16 protein-coding genes are annotated in these 16887 nt (G+C 65.5%); 11 read left to right on the top strand and 5 right to left on the bottom strand.

Annotated elements, in window-relative coordinates:
* Positions 1-62 precede the first annotated feature (62 nt).
* From HV786_RS07690 to HV786_RS07665, 6 genes are all read left to right on the top strand, one after another.
* Positions 63-419 (top strand): hypothetical protein, encoded by a 357-nt coding sequence (locus HV786_RS07690; protein ID WP_128830293.1) that lies wholly within the window; start codon positions 63-65, stop codon positions 417-419.
* A 184-nt stretch (positions 420-603) separates the two neighbouring features.
* A complete protein-coding gene (gene ydiK / locus HV786_RS07685) occupies positions 604-1680 on the top strand; it encodes an AI-2E family transporter YdiK (protein ID WP_128830295.1) in 1077 nt (358 codons plus the stop codon).
* A gap of 506 nt (positions 1681-2186) precedes the next feature.
* On the top strand, positions 2187-3053 hold the full coding sequence (locus HV786_RS07680; RefSeq protein ID WP_175210460.1) for an RNA pseudouridine synthase: 867 nt from the start codon (positions 2187-2189) through the stop codon (positions 3051-3053).
* A 245-nt stretch (positions 3054-3298) separates the two neighbouring features.
* Positions 3299-4252 carry a S66 peptidase family protein gene (locus HV786_RS07675; RefSeq protein ID WP_175210547.1) on the top strand — a complete coding sequence of 318 codons (954 nt, stop codon included), beginning with the start codon at positions 3299-3301 and terminating at the stop codon, positions 4250-4252.
* A 123-nt stretch (positions 4253-4375) separates the two neighbouring features.
* Positions 4376-4720, top strand: coding sequence for a helix-turn-helix domain-containing protein (locus tag HV786_RS07670; protein WP_128830283.1), 345 nt, complete (start codon positions 4376-4378; stop codon positions 4718-4720).
* Positions 4721-4760: 40 nt separating this feature from the next.
* Positions 4761-6044: a type II toxin-antitoxin system HipA family toxin gene (locus HV786_RS07665; protein ID WP_252870457.1), complete on the top strand. Its 1284-nt coding sequence runs from the start codon at positions 4761-4763 to the stop codon at positions 6042-6044.
* Between the two features lie 6 nt (positions 6045-6050).
* On the opposite strand, the gene HV786_RS07660 is transcribed toward HV786_RS07665, so the two are convergent.
* The 3 genes from HV786_RS07660 to HV786_RS07650 form a co-directional block, all read right to left on the bottom strand.
* On the bottom strand, positions 6051-6515 hold the full coding sequence (locus HV786_RS07660) for an Rrf2 family transcriptional regulator (RefSeq protein ID WP_056317851.1): 465 nt from the start codon (positions 6513-6515) through the stop codon (positions 6051-6053).
* An 83-nt stretch (positions 6516-6598) separates the two neighbouring features.
* On the bottom strand, positions 6599-7405 hold the full coding sequence (locus tag HV786_RS07655) for a methyltransferase domain-containing protein (protein ID WP_128830285.1): 807 nt from the start codon (positions 7403-7405) through the stop codon (positions 6599-6601).
* A 108-nt stretch (positions 7406-7513) separates the two neighbouring features.
* The gene (locus HV786_RS07650) at positions 7514-8863 is read right to left on the bottom strand and encodes an APC family permease (protein ID WP_128830282.1); all 1350 of its coding nucleotides are present in this window, start codon (positions 8861-8863) and stop codon (positions 7514-7516) included.
* A 537-nt stretch (positions 8864-9400) separates the two neighbouring features.
* On the opposite strand from HV786_RS07650, the gene HV786_RS07645 reads away from it, so the two are divergent.
* Positions 9401-9787: a DUF6152 family protein gene (locus HV786_RS07645; RefSeq protein WP_128830281.1), complete on the top strand. Its 387-nt coding sequence runs from the start codon at positions 9401-9403 to the stop codon at positions 9785-9787.
* 13 nt (positions 9788-9800) lie between these two features.
* On the top strand, positions 9801-10286 hold the full coding sequence (locus tag HV786_RS07640) for a DUF6644 family protein (protein WP_128830280.1): 486 nt from the start codon (positions 9801-9803) through the stop codon (positions 10284-10286).
* Between the two features lie 7 nt (positions 10287-10293).
* Here the strand turns inward: HV786_RS07640 and HV786_RS07635 are convergent, their stop codons facing one another.
* Positions 10294-11229: an SMP-30/gluconolactonase/LRE family protein gene (locus HV786_RS07635; protein WP_128830279.1), complete on the bottom strand. Its 936-nt coding sequence runs from the start codon at positions 11227-11229 to the stop codon at positions 10294-10296.
* Positions 11230-11347: 118 nt separating this feature from the next.
* On the bottom strand, positions 11348-13009 hold the full coding sequence (locus HV786_RS07630; RefSeq protein ID WP_128830278.1) for an arylsulfatase: 1662 nt from the start codon (positions 13007-13009) through the stop codon (positions 11348-11350).
* A 252-nt stretch (positions 13010-13261) separates the two neighbouring features.
* Between HV786_RS07630 and HV786_RS07625 the strand changes: the two genes are divergently transcribed.
* The 3 genes from HV786_RS07625 to HV786_RS07615 all read left to right on the top strand — a co-directional run bounded on the left by HV786_RS07625 (position 13262) and on the right by HV786_RS07615 (position 16806).
* Positions 13262-14161 carry a bestrophin-like domain gene (locus tag HV786_RS07625; protein WP_338076529.1) on the top strand — a complete coding sequence of 300 codons (900 nt, stop codon included), beginning with the start codon at positions 13262-13264 and terminating at the stop codon, positions 14159-14161.
* A 123-nt stretch (positions 14162-14284) separates the two neighbouring features.
* Positions 14285-15607 (top strand): tetratricopeptide repeat protein, encoded by a 1323-nt coding sequence (locus HV786_RS07620; protein WP_175210458.1) that lies wholly within the window; start codon positions 14285-14287, stop codon positions 15605-15607.
* A gap of 56 nt (positions 15608-15663) precedes the next feature.
* Complete coding sequence (locus tag HV786_RS07615; RefSeq protein WP_175210456.1) at positions 15664-16806, top strand: formylglycine-generating enzyme family protein; 1143 nt, start codon at positions 15664-15666, stop codon at positions 16804-16806.
* Positions 16807-16887 lie beyond the last annotated feature (81 nt).

Here is a 16887-nt window from a genome sequence, read left to right as displayed (position 1 = left end):
ACACGTCCCCGCCGTAGGGCCGGGGGCTTCAAGCCCCCGGCGGATCCGATTAAAATCCGCGCATGCTTCCCACTCAAGTCATTCTGGCGCTGCTGGTGCTACAGCTTGCGCTACTCATTCCCCTGGTTGCCGTGGCCATCCAGTTCGCGCGCTGGATTCATTGGTGCTTTCTTGCCGCTCCCGACACACGGGGAGAGCGCCCCCGGTTTACCGGACCCGTGCTGGCGCTTATCTTCAGCACCCTGGCCGCCACCGACTTCATCGGCTTCGAGCCATTCCCCACGCTGTCGCAACTGAATCCCGTGCCCGAGGGCGCACGCGCCTACTTCACGGTGGCGATGCTGGCGCTCGCGGTCTGGTGCTGGGCATACTCCGGCGCGATCCGCAGCCGGTTTCGCGCGATGGTAGGCGCCTCGTAGCGCCTACCAACGTTTCCATTCAAGTTCTGCGCGTTTTCGAATACATTCGATTCAGCGCGTTGGCTGGCACGGACGGGCGCCGCCGGTCCTCATCCACCGCAACGCGGGGCGGCAGCCTCGCCAGGAGGTTCGGGTGATACCACGCCAGTCCGTCGACATAGCCCGCATCCTGCTCGTCATCGTCATGCTGCTGGCTTTGATGATCGGCAGCCTGTACGTCCTTCAGCCCTTCCTGCCGGGCCTCATTTGGGCCACGACCATCGTGGTCGCTACCTGGCCGGTGCTGCTCTCGATCCAGCGGCATTGCGGCGGCCGGCGCTGGCTGGCAACGGTGGCGATGCTTCTCATCCTGCTGTTCGTGATCGTGCTGCCGTTGTACCAGGCGATCTCGACGCTGGCGCTACACGGCGGCACCATCATGGCGGCGGTCAAGCGCCTGCCCGATTATGCGTTGCTGGCGCCTCCGTCGTGGGTAAGAGGCATTCCGCTGGCGGGCCCGCGGATCGCCCAGGAGTGGCAGGCCCTGTCCGACGCCGGCGCCGGGGGCTTGCTGGCGCGCATCGAACCCTACCTGACCACCGCGGCGCACTGGTTGCTGGGCCACGCGGCGATCGTCGGCGTGTTCGTGATGCACATGCTGATCACGGTGATCATCGCCGGGATTCTGTACAGCAAGGGCGACGCCGCAGCGGACTTCGCGCTGCGGTTTTCCAACCGGCTGGCCGGCCCGCGTGGCGTGGCGGCGATCAAGCTGGCCGCGTCCGCGATCCGCGCGGTGGCGCTGGGCATCGTGGTCACGGCGGTGGTGCAATCGGCGCTGGGCGGCATTGGCCTGTGGATTGCCGGGGTGCCGGCGGCGGGGATTTTGACTGCCCTCATGGTGATGCTGTGCCTGGCACAACTGGGACCTTTCCTGCCGATGCTGGGTGGCGTCGCCTGGCTGTTCCAGAACGACATGAAACTGGCTGCCGCCGTGCTGCTGGTCTGGGCCATCGTGGTGGGCACCTTGGACAACCTGCTGCGGCCGCTGCTCATCAAGCGCGGCGTGAATCTGTCGATGCTGCTCATCCTGTCCGGCGTGCTCGGGGGCATGATCGCCTTCGGCATCGTCGGGTTGTTCATTGGCCCGGTCATCCTGGCGGTGACGTCGACACTGCTGAAGGCGTGGATCGACGAGGTGCCGCCGCCCGTGCAGGCCGGTCCGCAGGCAGCGGACCGGGAGCCGGCGCCGCCCGAGGGGCTTGGGCGGAAAAGGGCGTAACATCCGTCTCAAGGTGCGGGCCATGTGGCCCGCTTTTCGCAATGCCCGGCAATACTGATGACCAAGCTTCTGATCGCGGCGCCCAAAGGCGCTTCTGACCCATTCCTTTACCGCTTCAATCCGCTGTGCCAGGAGGAGGGACGATGAGCAGCACCTTGCGTCCCACCAAGCCCGGCACGCTCAGCCTGTCATCCCGTCCCGCCAAGCGCGCCACGGGAACCCGCAGTGCTCGTCCGCCCAGGTCCGGGCCGTCCGCCCCCGCGGCGGGGACACCCCGCCGCGAGCCTTCCGTCCCAAGCCCCAGCGAGGCCAAATCCGGCGTGAAACGCGCCGCCGATCGGCCCGCCCGTCCGGCGGCGTCGACGCGGCCAGAGCGTTCCGCAAGCAACGCACCGGCCCGTCCTGCCAAAAGCGGCACAACCGGTCGCGCCATGCCGCCGGCCAAGCCGGCTCGTTCTGCCACAAGCGGCGGGACCGGGCGAGCCACCCCGCCGGCCAAGCCAGGAATGAAGAGCCGCGCCGCAAAGCCCGGCACCGGCGGCGCGGGCACTCGGCCCGGCAGCCGTCCGGATCGTGCGCCTCAAGATCGTGCGCCTAAAGCCAGCGCGAGCCCATCGCGTGGCCAGCGTCCCGCCCAAGCCCCCGCTGCCGCGAACACCGAGCGGCTGGCCAAGCGGCTGGCCACGGAGCTGCCGTGTTCACGCGCAGATGCCGAGCGCTACATCGAAGGCGGCTGGGTCACGGTCAACGGCAAAGTGCAGGAAGAGCCCGGTTTGCGGGTCACGGCCTCGCAGACGGTTAGCCTGCTGCCCGGCGCCCGGCTGGAAGAGGGCCGTCCGGTCACCATTCTGATCCACAAGCCAGCGGGCATGTACGCTGACGACCAGCCTGGCTCGGCTCGCGACCTGATCCTGCCCGAGAACCTGATGCCCGGCGACCGTTCCGGTCAGCGCTATTTGAAGCGCATGTTCAATGGACTCAAGCTGGTGACGCCGCTTGAGCGCGCGGCAAGCGGTCTGGTCGTGTACACGCAGGAGTTCGCGGTGGCGCGCAAGCTGGTTGACGAAGGCCGTCACGTCGAGCAGGAGTACGTCGCCCAGGTCGAAGGCCAGCTCAGCGAGGCCGATCTGGCCCGCATGCAGCGCGGCATGGCCTATGAGGGACGCCCGGCCACCCCGATGAAGGTGAGCTGGCAAAACGAAAACCATCTGCGCTTTGCGCTGAAGTCGCCGATGCCCGGGTTTATTGAAGCGGTGTGCGAAGCGGCAGGGCTGCGCCTGCTGGCCCTGCGGCGGTTGCGGATCGGGCGTTTGCCGATGGCAGGCCTTGCGGCCGGGCAATGGCGCTACCGGCTGGAGTACGAGCGATTCTGATGCGCGGACCAACCAGCCCCCCGTTCGCCAATCTCCTGAGCCGGCCCAGTCCGGAATCCGGCTCGCACCAGGATGCCGGTCTGCCGGACGCCAGACGCCGGCGGATGCTGTTGAATGCTGGCGCCCTGTGCCTGTCGGGGCTTGGCCTGGCGGGCTGCGCCGGCGGCCGGAAAGCGTCCTCACCCGGTGCTCTGAACCGCCCCCCCGCGCCGCCGCCGTCGCACGCGAAACCCTCGGCCGCACCCGTGCCGGCGTTGCGGCCGGGTGCGAAGGTCGCCATCGTGGCGCCCGCGTCCGCCGCGCCCAACGCCAGCGACCTTGCCGCGCAATGGCTCGAAGACCGGGGGTATTTTCCGGTGATCATGCCGGCGTCGCGCACTCGGCTCGACGCTCCCTATGAATATCTGGCCGGGACGGACGTGCAGCGCCTGGATGACCTGCACGCGGCGTTCGCCGCGCCGGACGTCGGCGCGGTGTGGTGCCTGCAGGGCGGTTTTGGCTCATGGCGCTTGCTGGACAGGCTCGATTACGGGCTGCTGCGCCAACACCCCAAGCCCTTCATCGGTTACAGCGACATCACGGCCTTGCATCTGGCCATGCAGCGCCACGCCGGTTTTGTCACCTTCCATGGGCCGATGCTGGCGCAGGATCTGGTGGCAGGCAAGGACGAACCCACCGAGTCGCATCTGCTGGCGATGCTGAGCGGCCAGATCGGGGAGGGCGCGTGGATTCAGCCGCCGCCGGACAGCCGGGCCATGGAACTGGTGGCTGGCACCGCAAGCGGGCGGCTGGTGGGCGGCAACCTGGCGCTTATTGCCGCGCTGATCGGTTCCCGGCACGAGATCGACACGCGCGATTCAATTCTGTTTTTTGAAGACGTCAACGAGGCGCTGCCGCGCGTGGACCGGCTCTTGAGTCAACTGGCGGCCGCAGGCAAGTTCGACGGCGTCCAAGGCGTGGTCGTGGGCAATTTCACCCGCATCATCGGGACGAATCTGGACGACGCGCAGGCGCAGAGCCTGCTGTATCCGCTGATACTCGAACAGTTCGGCGCTCGAGGCATTCCAGTCCTGGCTGGCTGGCCCAGTGGACATGGCGATCCGAACCTGACCCTGCCGCTCGGGGCGCGCGTCACGTTGGACACCGCGCGGGCAGGGCTGCGGCTGGATCAGGCAGTGATCCGTGCAACCGCCGGCTGATACGTTGAAATGCCTTATTAATAGCGCATAAGTGAAACTTACGCGCTATTAATAAATCACGCAGCGGCCATGGTTTGCCTCATTAATAGTGCATTAAGCCAAACATGGCGCTATTATTGCGGCATGAAAAAGAAAATCGAGCCCAGTTTCGAGGCGGCCGAGGCTTTGGCGCGCCTGGGCGCGCGCATCCGGACCGCGCGCCTGCGCCGCAATGAAACCGAAGCCATGCTGGCCAGCCGCATGGGCGTGTCGCGCGCCACCATCAACCGGCTGGAACGCGGCGATGGCGGCGTTTCCCTGGCGCTCGCCGTTGAAGCATTGTTGCTCTACGGCTTTGGCGACCAGGTGTTCGCATTGGGGGACCCGGACCTCGATGGCGTGGGCAAACGGCTTGACGCCATGCGCCGTCCCGCTCGGGGCAGCGGCAAGGCGCAGCATTCGCATCGCGCCGATCCGTCCAGCCTGTAACCCGTCGGTCGACATCGTGCCTGTCAAGAAAACCAAAACCGTGGAAAGCGAGCTTTTCGTCTATGTGGACATCCGGGGCGAAGCCGTGCTGGCTGGCATTCTGACCCTGGATGACAGCGACGAGAATCACTTCTTCGCCGAATTCACCTACGTGCAGTCCTACGTGAACGATCCGCGGGCGTTTTCGCTGGATCCGCTCAATCTGCCGCTGACCGACTCCGCCACCACCTACCGGACCGAAAGCCGGTACCAGACGCTGGGCGCGATTTTCGACGCCGCGCCGGATGCCTGGGGCCGCAACGTGATGCGCGTGGACAACGCGGGCGCCCGCGTGACGGAGAACGAAGTGCTGCTCAAGGGGCGTGGCATGGGCGTGGGGGCGCTCTTTTTCAGCGCCCGGCAATTGACGCCCAACATGCGCAAGACCTATCGGCTGCCCGAAGTCAGCCAGCTGGATTCGTTGGCCGACCTGCTGACCGATATCGACCAGGGCATCAAGCCCAAGGGGCTGTATCGCGACATCCTGGGCAGTTCATGGGATATCGGCGGCGCGCGGCCCAAGACGATCGTGCGGGACGAGGCGGGCGAAATGTGGATTGCCAAGTTTCCGCGCAAGGGCGAATCCTACGACCGCCAGCGCGTGGAATACGCGAATCTGCAGATGGCCAAGGCCATCGGCCTGAACGTGCCGCAGATCCGCCTGGCGCAAACGCATCTGGGCGCCGTGTTGCTGACGCACCGGTTCGATCGCGAGCTGCTGCCGGTCCGGCAGGGCGCGGACCCGGTCATCGCGCGGCGGCACTTCCTTAGCGGCGCTTCGCTCATCAGCCCGTCCGTGAATATCGGCAAACGCGAGCTTGACGGCCCGCGCGGCAAGGCCACGTATTCCTATGCGCGCCTGGCCGACGTGGCGCGCCGTATCTCGTCCAATCCCGTGCAGGATCTGCTCGAACTGTACGCGCGGATGATCCTGAACGTCGCGGTCCACAACACCGACGACCATCTGAAGAATGTCGGATTTCTGAAAGACGAAGATGCGCCCACCTACCGGCTGTCGCCGCTTTTTGATGTGGTGACGCAGGAAGGCTCAGCGCGGCACTACCTTCACATCGGCTCCGCCGGCCGCGACAGCACGTTTGCCAATTGCCTGACCGAGTACCGGCGTTTCGGACTCCGGTCGGAAGCGGCCGCCAGGTCGATCATCGACCGCGTGCAGGACGTGGTCGGCGAGCGCAGGCGTTTCTACGAAGAAGCTGGCATGTCGCAGGCCGAAATCGAACACGTCGAGGCCTCATTGATGGCGTGGCGCCAGCCGTGGGAATAGGGGCGCTCAAACCTCGTGCACGGCGTGCGGGTCGTAAGCCTGGCCGCGCTCGACCATGCGCGCGTGAAAATCCCGGCTCAGTTCGGCCAGCGTGACCTTGCCGAGCCGGTCCAGAAGCAGTTGCTGGGCCTGTTCGAACACGTCGTCCAGCGACGCATTGACCGCCTCTTCGACCAGGCATCCGGGCGATTCGCTGCGGTTGCCCATGGCAAAGATCTCTGGCGCGCCCAGCGCCTCGTAGATATCGCGCAGCGTGACCGCTTTGAAATCGCACGAAATCGTCCACCCGCCGCCATGACCCTTTTCGGATCGGACCAGGCCCTGTTGCCGCAGGCCGCCCATGATGCGGCGGATGACGACAGGATTGGTCTGCATGACGCGGCCCAGGTCATCGGAGGTCATGGGACCGGGGCGCTCGGCCATATGCAGCAGAACGTGCAATACGCCGGAAAGCTTGCTGTCTCTTCTCATGCAACAGATGCTATTGCATGACGGCGGCCATGGTCAACGCGGCGCGGCACACGAACAGCCGCGCCCCGCGGCAAGGGCATCGATCAGATCCGCTTGGCCTGCCATTCCCCCTTGCCGGCCGCGCTTCCGGTCATGCTGCGGCCGTTCACTTCGCCCGCATAGCGCACACCATTGGCGGTGAAGGTGATCGACTTGCCGTCCATCCGGGCGTCGGAGATCGGCACGGACCCCAGCTTGCCCGAGAGCATCTGGTAGTGCTGGTCAAGCTGCAGCGTCTGCCCGCCCAGATCCCATTTGCCCTGCACCTTGGCCGGCACGATCCACAGGAGCGCCGTGCAATAGGTCTGGCAGTTCTCGGTCACAGTTTCCGAGGCATCCGGCTCCCAGTCGCCCATGCGGAAGGTATTTGACACCACGCGCGTGCCGGCCGGCAGCTCCAGCAGTTTGGGGCGCAGCTTCTCGTTGATGGTCGAGAGCAGGAACATCGTGATCACATCGGCCTGGGACAGATCCGTGGTGAACAGGTCTTGCGCCACGAACGTGGCGCGGTCGGCCACGCCCGCGCGCTTGGCATTTTGGCGCGACAGCTCGACCAGGTCGGGGTTGTACTCGATGCCTTGCGCGGTCAGTCCGCGCTGCGCGGCCGTGATGACCGTGCGGCCGTCGCCCGAGCCAAGGTCCATCAGCCGGTCCTTGGGTGTGACCTTGGCCATGTCCAGCATTTTGTCCACCAGGGTCTGCGGGGTGGGCACCCAAATGACGTCCTTGCCTTCCTGGCCGACGTCGGGCACGTAGGCTTTCTGGGCGCCGGCCTTGGCGGGCGCAGTGGCAGTCTGCGCCATGGCGGCGCCCGCGCTCAGCAGCGTGAACGCCATCGCCGAGGCCAGCATCGCAAGGCGCAGGCGCGGGGTGAATACCTGGGACGCGGTTTTCGAATGGTCGAGGGAGCGTGGCATGGTGAGGGTTCCTTGGACGGTGGAGGACAGGGGAAGAGCCAGTCAGCTTGCGGCCTGGGCGGGCTTGAGCAGGCGCATCAGTGGCGCGCCGGCCGCCAGCACCGCCAGCCCGATCAGGGCGCCCGCGCCGGCATACATGGCGCTGGACACGACCAGTCCGGCGCAGGTCAGCGCCAGCAGCAAGGGGGGCAGCGGAAAGAGCGGAACGCGAAAAGGACGAGGGCGGTCGGGGTCCAGGCGGCGCAGGCGCCAGACCGAGGCGGCGACCAGCATCATGAAAAGCCAGAACACCGGCGCCGTGTAGGCCACCATGGTCTGCACGCTGTTCTGGCTGAACGCGCCCAGTGCCACCAGCGCAAGGGTGATCACGCCCTGGACGACGAGGGCGCTGACAGGGGTTTCGTTGCGCGCGCTCCAGCCCGCCAGCGCCTGCAGCCGGGGCACGTCGCGGCCCAGGGCGTAATACACCCGCGCGCCGGTAATGATGGTGCCGTTGATGGTGCTGAGCGCCGTGGCGCAGATGGTCAGGCTGAGTAGCGCCGCCGCATAGGGTCCTGCGGCCAGCTGCATGACCTCGGCACCCAGGGCGGGCGTGTCCCGCAGTCCCTGTAGCCCGAAGATCTCAAGCAGCGCGATGTTGGTCAGCACGTAGGCGCCGGTGACCACCGCCGTGCCGATGAGCAGCACCCGGCTCATGTTGCGCGCGGGATCGCGCAGTTCGCCGCTGAGATACGCGGCCTCGTTCCAGCCGCCATATGTCAGCAGCACGAAGACCATGCCCATGCCCAGCAGCCCGGCGGTATTGCCCGACAGCGGGGCCGGTGAAGCGGCAGTGACAGACTCGCCGCCCGACGCGGTCAGGCTGGCGATCAGCACCGCGGCCAGAGCAATCAGGGTCAGCACCGTGAAAACCCATTGCAGCCGTTTGGAATACCGCGTGCCGATCATGTTCAGGCCCGTCAGAACGACGACGGAGATGGCCGCGTGTACAGCGGGGCCCAGGGATCCCAGGGGCAGAAGCCGCTGTGCGTAATCCCCGTAGATGAATGCCACGACTGCGATCGCGCCGGTCTGGATGACGGAGCATCGCGCCCAGGCGAACATCAGCCCGACGCGCCGTCCCCAAGCGCGGGTCAGATAGAGGTATTCGCCCCCCGCGCCGGGATATGCCGAGCCGAGTTCCGCGTAGCAAAGCGCGCCGACCAGCATGACGAGCCCGCCCGCGCACCAGAGGCCGATGTAGACCGCTTCCGAATGCGCGTGCTGCGCGACCAGAGGGGGGAAACCGAAGATGCCGATGCCGATGACCACGCCTACAAGAACCATGGTCGCGTCCATGACCGACAGGCCAGTGGGCGCGCGGCTGTTCACCGTATCAGGGACGGCGCTCATGGGAGCACGCGCCGCAGACATGGATTGGCGCGTAGCGGCAGGCGGGGGACAAGCGGGAAATCCGGGGGGCGCGTGGTGAGAGTGATGGACAAATTCGCGGGCAAACGCGAGCGGAGCGATGACATGCAATTCTCCCGGGGTGGACGCGCGGACGGACGCTCAGGGCAAATGTCGGCATATGCTGACAATTGCCTGAACATAAAGCGACCGTGACCGGACGGGGAAAGTTCCGCAGGGTTTTCCTGGGTCCAGGCGTCATCCATAAACGGAGATCAGGACATTTGAATATTCATGTAATGTCTTATATTTGTTCTTCAAGCTGTTGATATTGAAGGAACATATATTCAATGAAAAATTTATAGTTGAAGTTGAATATCTAAAGTAATTTCTTAAGTGCGGCCGACGTTTTTTTGTCCGCGCGCGTTCAATAATTTCCCCCGCACGGTCGAAACGCGCTGCTATCCTGCTTTTTCATGCGCTCAACCCTGCGTCGCGGCGCGGGGATCGGCATGCCACCGCAACCACAGGAGCATCGACATGAAGCTTTCCCGACACGCGTTGTTTGCCGCCTTGGCGCTGTCCGCCATGACCGGCGCTGCCCCATCGGCCTTGGCGCATCACGGCTGGTCGTGGGCCGAATCCGAACAGATGACGCTGCAGGGCACGGTCGAGCAGGTGCAGATCGCGCCACCGCATCCCTCGCTCAAGGTGCGGGCCAAGGATGGCGTCTGGACCGTCGAGCTTGGCAATCCGAATCAGACGAAGGAAGCCGGTTTCGTGGAAGGCTCTGCCAAACCTGGAGATGCCATCACCGCCGTCGGGAACCGAGACCAGGACGCCGCCGCCAAGCGCATGAAGGCGGTTCAGGTGACCGTTGGCGGCAAGACCTACGATATCTATCCCAGCCGCATCAAGAAGCCCTGACCGCTGGCCGTGGATGCCTGACCTGCTACGACTAGCGCTCGAACAGCTTCAATCCATGCCGCCAGCGCTGTGGCTGCGCCGGTCCGGCGTTCTCTATCTGCTCGTCAACGCCGCCCATATCGGCGCCATTGGTCTACTGATCGGTTCGATCATTCCGCTGGATCTGCGCCTGCTCGGCGTACTCAAGCCGGGCGCGCTGGCCGTCCTGGCGCCCGTCTTGGCGCGCACGGCCGCAACGGGCTTGGCACTGGCGGTGTTGACGGGGGCGCTGCTGTTTTCGGTGCGGCCGCTCGACTATCTGTACAACCCGGCATTCCTGACCAAGATGGGCTTGCTCGCGGCGGGCGTGGTCAACGCCTGGCTGGTGAATCGGGGCAGGGCTTGGGCAAGCGTGGCAAATGGAAGTCCGCCGTCGCCCGCGCTGCGCATTCAGGCGGCGGCCTCTCTGGTGCTGTGGCTGGGCTGCCTGGTGGCGGGACGCTGGATCGGCTTTTTATAGCCAGGCATCAGCAGTACCCGACCCCCTGCGCGTTCACATACAGCGCGAAGAGACATTGCCCGGTGACCATGAACAGCCGGTTGCGGCGCGCCCCGCCAAAACACAGATTGGCGCACCGATCGGGCAGGGCGATCCGGCCGATGGCCGTGGCGTCGGGCGCAAATACCATCACCCCGCTCAAGGCCTGGCCCGGGCCCCAGCCCGCCCAGACATTGCCGTCGGTATCGCAGCGTATGCCGTCGGGAATCGCGTCGGTGCTTGCCTCGACAAACGTGCGGCCGTCGTCCAGCGACCCGTCCTGTCCCACCGCGTAGACCAGGATGCGATTCGGCATCGAACCGTTGTCCACGACATACAGCAGGCGCTCGTCCGGAGAAAAACACAAGCCGTTGGGGTTGTGGACGCCGCGCACCACGGCGTCCAGCCGGCCGGAGTCCGGATCCAGGCGGTAAACATGCGTCGGCAGCTCGGGTTGCGCCTGAAAGCCTTCGTAGTTGGAGAGAATCCCGAATAGCGGGTCGGAGAACCAGACCGACCCATCGCTGTGCACGACAACGTCGTTCGGCGCGTTCAATCGCTTGCCCTCGAAACGGTCGGCCAGCACGGTCAGCGAGCCATCGTATTCGGTGCGGACCACGCGTCGACCGCCATGTTCGCAGCTGACCAGCCGGCCTTGACGGTCGCGCGTGTTGCCGTTGATGTAGCCGGACGGCTTGCGGTGTACCGATACGACGCCCGTTTCTTCGTCCCAGCGCATCAGGCGGTTATTGGGGATGTCGCTCCAGACCAGGCACCTCGCGTCACCGAACCACACCGGGCCTTCGCCGTACCGGATGCCGGTCGCCAATCGTTCGACGCCGGCGTTGGTGAGCCGGATCGTCTGGAACCGGGGATCCAGGACCTCAATGGCCGGATCGGGATAGCGCTCGGTGGGTTCCCACATATAGCCTCCTGTTTAGGCAGGCGGCAGTTTGCCGGGGTGGCGCCGCCGTGCCCATCCGTCGTCAGCAGCAAGCCGCCTGCCTGGACAGCCCATCGTCCATCGCGGGCGGCGCCGGGCATCAGTTACCGCTGGGCAATGACAGGGTGAAGCCGTCCTTGGCCAGGCTTTCGCGGATGTACTGGAACCGCTCGTAGGCCGACAGCGTCAGCGGACCGGTATAGCCTTCGCTCTGCATCTTGCGGGGCGGATAGTCGATGTAGGTCTTCATCAGCGGGGCAACGGCGTCGTTGATCATGACCATCGTCCACGTCCGTTCGGTGACGTTGCTCATGAAAATGTCATAACGCTCCTGCGGATCGGCCCACAAATCGAATACCTGCGGCACCGTCGCGACGTAGGACTCGGCGCCTTTCCAGCCCAGGTTCGTGTCCACGGCCAGTCCGCCGGTCACCGCGCCGTCGTCGCCGCGCAGGTTGAACACCGCCTTGTAGTTGGCCACGCGCACGGCGCCCGGCGACAGTTCGTTTTCCGTGAAATAGAACCACGCCTTGCGATCGCACTTTCCGGTGCCGAAGAGCACGGGCGACATGTCGTAGCTGTCGAAGATGATCGGCTTGTCCTCGCGGTCATTCGTGGGCAGCTTCACGCCCGCCACCGCGGCAAAGGTCGCCATCAGGTCCAGGCCGCCCACCAGGCTGTGATCCTTGACGCCTGCGGCAATCTTGCCCGGCATCCAGGCGATGGCTGGCACCCGGTTGCCGCCTTCTCGCACCGTGCCCTTGGTGCCCCGCAGCGGCGTGTAGCCCGCGTCGGGATAGACATCCTGCCAGGCGCCGTTGTCCGTCGTGTAGAACACCAGCGTGTTCTTGTCCAAGCCCAGCTCGCGGATCTTGTCCATGATGCGGCCGATGCGAGAATCCAGCTCCACGACCGAGTCCGCGTACTTGCTCTTGGACAGGGACTTGTGGATGTAGTCCGGATCCGGCATGTTGGGCTGGTGCACCTTCATGAAATTGATGCTCATGAAGAACGGTTGCTCGGACTTGGCGTTGCGCTCCAGGTAGTCGAGCGATGCCTTCTCCACGTAGCGGTCGAAGAACGGAATCCCGACGACGCCTTCACGGCCGTTCACCATGGGCGTGTCGACATACTGGCCGTTGATCTTGAATTCCTCGCGCGCCTTTTCTCCCGCGTTGCCGGACAGCGCACCCTTGGTGACCCGCTGGAACATTTCCCGCACGTCGGCGGGCATGTCAGGAAACCAGGTGGGATCGGCGTAGGTGTAGGCGTTCAAGTGATAGAGGCCGGCGTACTTCATCTCGTCATAGCCCTGCGCGTTGGGCAGGGCATAGTCGGCTTCGCCCAGGTGCCACTTGCCCGTGAAGAACGTCTTGTAGCCCGCGGTCTTGAGCACCGATCCCAGCGTCCACTCCGCTGCGGGCAAACCGCCGCCCTGGCCTTGGAACGCCACGGTCGTCATGCCGCTGCGGTTGGGAATGCGGCCGGTCTGCATGGCCGCGCGGCCGGGGGTGCAACTGGGCTGCGCATAGAACGAAAAGAAGGTCATGCCTTCGCTCGACAGCCGGTCGATGTTGGGCGTCGGCATGCCGCGCCCGATGCCGCCGCCATACGGACCGAGATCGCCAAGTCCGGTGTCGTCCGACACGAGAAGGATGATGTTGGGTTTGCGCGGGTCCTGCGCGACAGCCGGTGCGCAAAGTGCCGCGCTGGCCAGGAAAAGCGCTGCGGCACCGCAAGTGAAAGTTCGTTTGGTCGCCATTTTCAACTCCGCTGTTTGAGAGTGAAACCAACCGCACGACACTGCAAACCGTGCGGTTCACATTGGCCTACGTACCAGGGGGAGCGTTCATGCCGGGATGCGATTCGCATGGCTGAACCGCAATAATTTTCATCCTACATCCACGTATGTCAACGGAATTCTTGGCCGCGCGCGCAGAATGACGCGCCGCTGATCCGCGCGGACCAGAGCGCGAGCACCCCCCCTTCGGATCTGGCGTGGTGGGCACGGCTAGTGGCCGCGCCGCAGCGTTGCCAGACGAGGCAGGTCGCCCGTATCGTTGTTCAGTCCCGGCGCGCGTACGCAAGCGGCCGGAAGGCGCATCGCGGTGACCGGACGTGCGGGGTTCTCATGGGCTACTCGTTTCTCCTGGCGGGACTGGCTTTGGCGTTTTTCTTGGCGCTGTTTTGCGCGATCGCGTTGGGAAAGCGATTGGGCGCAACGCAGCAGGAGAAGGGTGGGGCAGGCGTGGCCGCCATCGAGGCGTCGGTGTTTGCGCTGCTGGGACTGCTGGTGGCGTTTACCTTTTCGGGCGCCGCGCAGCGCATGGCCGAGCGGCGCAATCTGGTGATTCAGGAAGTCAACGCCATCGGCACGGCCTGGCTGCGCATCGACCTGCTGGATGTCGCCGACCAATCCGCCGTGCGTGGACCCTTCCGCGATTACGTCGACCAGCGGATCCTGTATGAGCGCCATGTCGCGGATGTGGCCGCTCGCGCTGGCATCGCGGCCAAGGCGTCCGCGACGCAGCAGGATATCTGGCGCGCGTCGATCGCCGCGACGAAAAACGGCGTACCGCCGCCGCTGGCCGCGTCGTACGTCGCCGCCGTGAACGACATGTTCGACGCCGCGACCTCGCTCACCGCTGCCCAGAAGGTGCATCCACCGCTCGCGGCGTACGTGTTCCTGGGCTTTCTGGCGCTGACGGGCGCGTTCCTGGTGGGCGTGAACCTGGCGGCCGCCAAACGGCAAACTTTGCTGCATCAGTTCATCTATGCCGTGGTGATGACTGCGGCGCTCTACATTATCGTCGACTTCGAATTTCCGCGGATCGGCACGATACGCATCGACCAAAGCGATGCCTTGCTGGTCGCGCAGCGCGCAAGCATGGGCAATCCGGACGGGCTTCACTGACATCGGGTAGCGGCGTCCGGTGCAACCGCACTAGCGCAACTGCGTTTTGCCGGAATGCCGCAACCATGCTTATATCTTCGAAGATGTCGAAGCCCGTCGCGGGCCGGCCTCTGGGAGACCACCATGGCGCTGAGCGATGTACGGGGCAACCCGGTTTCCAGCGATGAACCGACATCAATGGCCGCTTACGAGCGGGCGCAAAGCCTGTTTCATGGTTACTACGGCGATCCGCTGGGCGTCATTGACGAGGCCTTGGCCGATGACCCCGTCTTCGTGATGGGCCATCTGCTGCGCGCGGGGATGATGATCACCGCCAGCGACAAATGTGTCGAACCGCTGCTGCGCGAAAGCGTGCAAGCCGCCGAAGCGCTTTACGACATTGCCAACGATCGCGAACGCCGCCACGCCGCCGCGGCCCGCGCCTGGCTCGACGGGGAATTCTCCCGATCCTTGCGGCGCTATGCCGACATACTTGCCGACTATCCGCACGACACGCTGGCGCTGCAGGTCGGCCACATTGGCGATTTCCTGCTCGGCCGCGCGACCATGCTGCGCGACCGCGTGGCCGGCATCCTGCCCGCCTGGGACCGTTCGATGCCCGACTACGGCTATGTTTTGGGCATGCACGCGTTCGGCTTGGAAGAGACGAATCTGTACGGCCCCGCCGAGGCGCAAGGGCGCCGCGCGCTGGAGCTCAACCCGCGAGATCCCTGGGCCGTGCACGCCGTCGCTCACGTCCTGGAAATGCAGGGCCGGATCGACGAGGGTGTCGCCTGGCTGAACGGAAGGCGGGGCGACTGGTCGGCGGACAACATGCTGGCCATCCACAACTGGTGGCATCTGGCTCTGTTTCAGCTGGATCGCGACGAGATTGGCGATGTGCTGGCGTTGTACGACAGCAGGCTGCGCGAACCTTCCACGGGCCAGGTGCTGGATCTGATCGACGCCTCCGCCATGCTGTGGCGTCTGCATTTGCGAGGCGTGGATGGCGGCTCACGATGGCGCCAACTTGCCGATGTCTGGCAAACGCGCGGCGGCGCGGGGTTCTACGCCTTCAATGACGTGCATGCGTTGATGGCCTATCTGGGTGCGGGTGACGGCGCGGCCGCCCAGGCGCTCATCGAGTCGATGGAAGCGGCCGCGGACGGCACGGGAACGAACGCGATGATGACTCGGGACGTGGGATTGCCCGTGGCGCACGCGCTGACCGCCTTCGCCCGGCAAGACTACGCGCTTGCCGTCAACCTGCTGCGGGACGTGCGCCTTATTGCGCATCGTTTCGGCGGCAGCCACGCGCAGCGCGACGTGCTGGCGCTGACACTGGTGGAAGCGGCGTTGCGCGACGGCGCGCGCTCCCTGGCCAAGGTGCTGACTGCCGAACGCATGGCCCTCAAGCCCAGCAGCGCGGGCAACCGCGCGCTTGCCGCGCGGGCCGCGGCGCTTTAGGTGGCGGCACGCACGGCAGCCTCGTGCCGGCTTTGCGCGCCTGACGGAGAAAGCGCATGAAAAGACGAGCCAGTTTTGGAATTGCAGTGGCGGCCATCCTCTGCGTGGCAGGCGCCATCGGCGCCTATGTCGCAGTCTCCGCGCCCGCGAAGGACGTACCCGTCGTCAAGCTGGGAGACGGCAAGCAAGGCCCGGCAGGAATGGCGTGGATCCCCGGCCATGAGTTCCTGATGGGCAACGATCATCAGATGTCGCAACCGAACGAGCGGCCGGCACACAAGGTGCGCGTGAGCGGGTTCTGGATGGACGTTCATGATGTAACCAACGCGCAATTCCGCCGCTTTGTCGAGGCGACCGGCTATGTCACGACCGCCGAGAAAAAGCCGCGCTGGGAAGACCTGCGCGTCCAGCTTCCGGCGGGGACGCCACGCCCGGACGACAGTGCGTCGCAGGCGGGCGCCATGGTGTTCGTCGGCACGCAGACCGAGGTGTCGCTGCGGGACTACTCGCGCTGGTGGCGTTTTGTGCCCGGCGCGAATTGGCGGCATCCCGAGGGGCCGCAGAGCACCATCGCCGGCAAGGACGACCATCCGGTGGTGCAGGTGTCTTACGAAGATGCGCAAGCCTACGCCAAGTGGGCGGGCAAGCGGCTTGCGACCGAAGCCGAATGGGAGTTCGCCGCGCGGGGCGGCCTCGCGCAGGCGACCTACACGTGGGGCAACGAGCTGTCGCCGCAAGGCCGGGCCATGGCAAACATCTGGGACACGCGCCAGGCGCAACCGTTTCCGGTCGTGAAAGATGAAAAAGTGCAGGTCGGCACCACGCCCGTGGGCAGTTTTTCGCCCAATGGCTATGGCTTGTACGACATGGCCGGAAACGTCTGGCAATGGACGTCGGATTGGTACCGCGCTGACGCTTTCAGGATTCAGGCGCAATATCGCCAGCCGCCGCAGGACCCCGCCGGGCCGGCGAACAGCTTCGACCCTGACGAACCCGGCATGCCGGCATCGGCGCCCAAGCGCGTGACCCGGGGCGGGTCCTTCCTGTGCAGCGATACCTATTGCATCAGCTACCGCGCCAGCGCACGGCGCGGCACGGACCCGCTCAATCCCATGTCCCACATCGGGTTCCGAACCGTCATGACGCCGCAGCAATGGAAGACGGCGCAGGCATCGCAGGGCAGCATCGCCAGCCGTTGAGTGTGCGCCGGGCAGGAAGCGGGCAGGGCAGGCAGTTGCCGCCGGTCTGACAGGGCCCGCGCGCGTTGTGCGCATTCCGGG

It is taken from the genome of Achromobacter mucicolens (assembly GCF_902859725.1).
GTDB lineage: Bacteria > Pseudomonadota > Gammaproteobacteria > Burkholderiales > Burkholderiaceae_B > Achromobacter > Achromobacter mucicolens.
The sequence above is the reverse complement of the archived record's forward strand: the minus strand, read 5'-3'. Positions and strand labels throughout refer to the sequence as shown.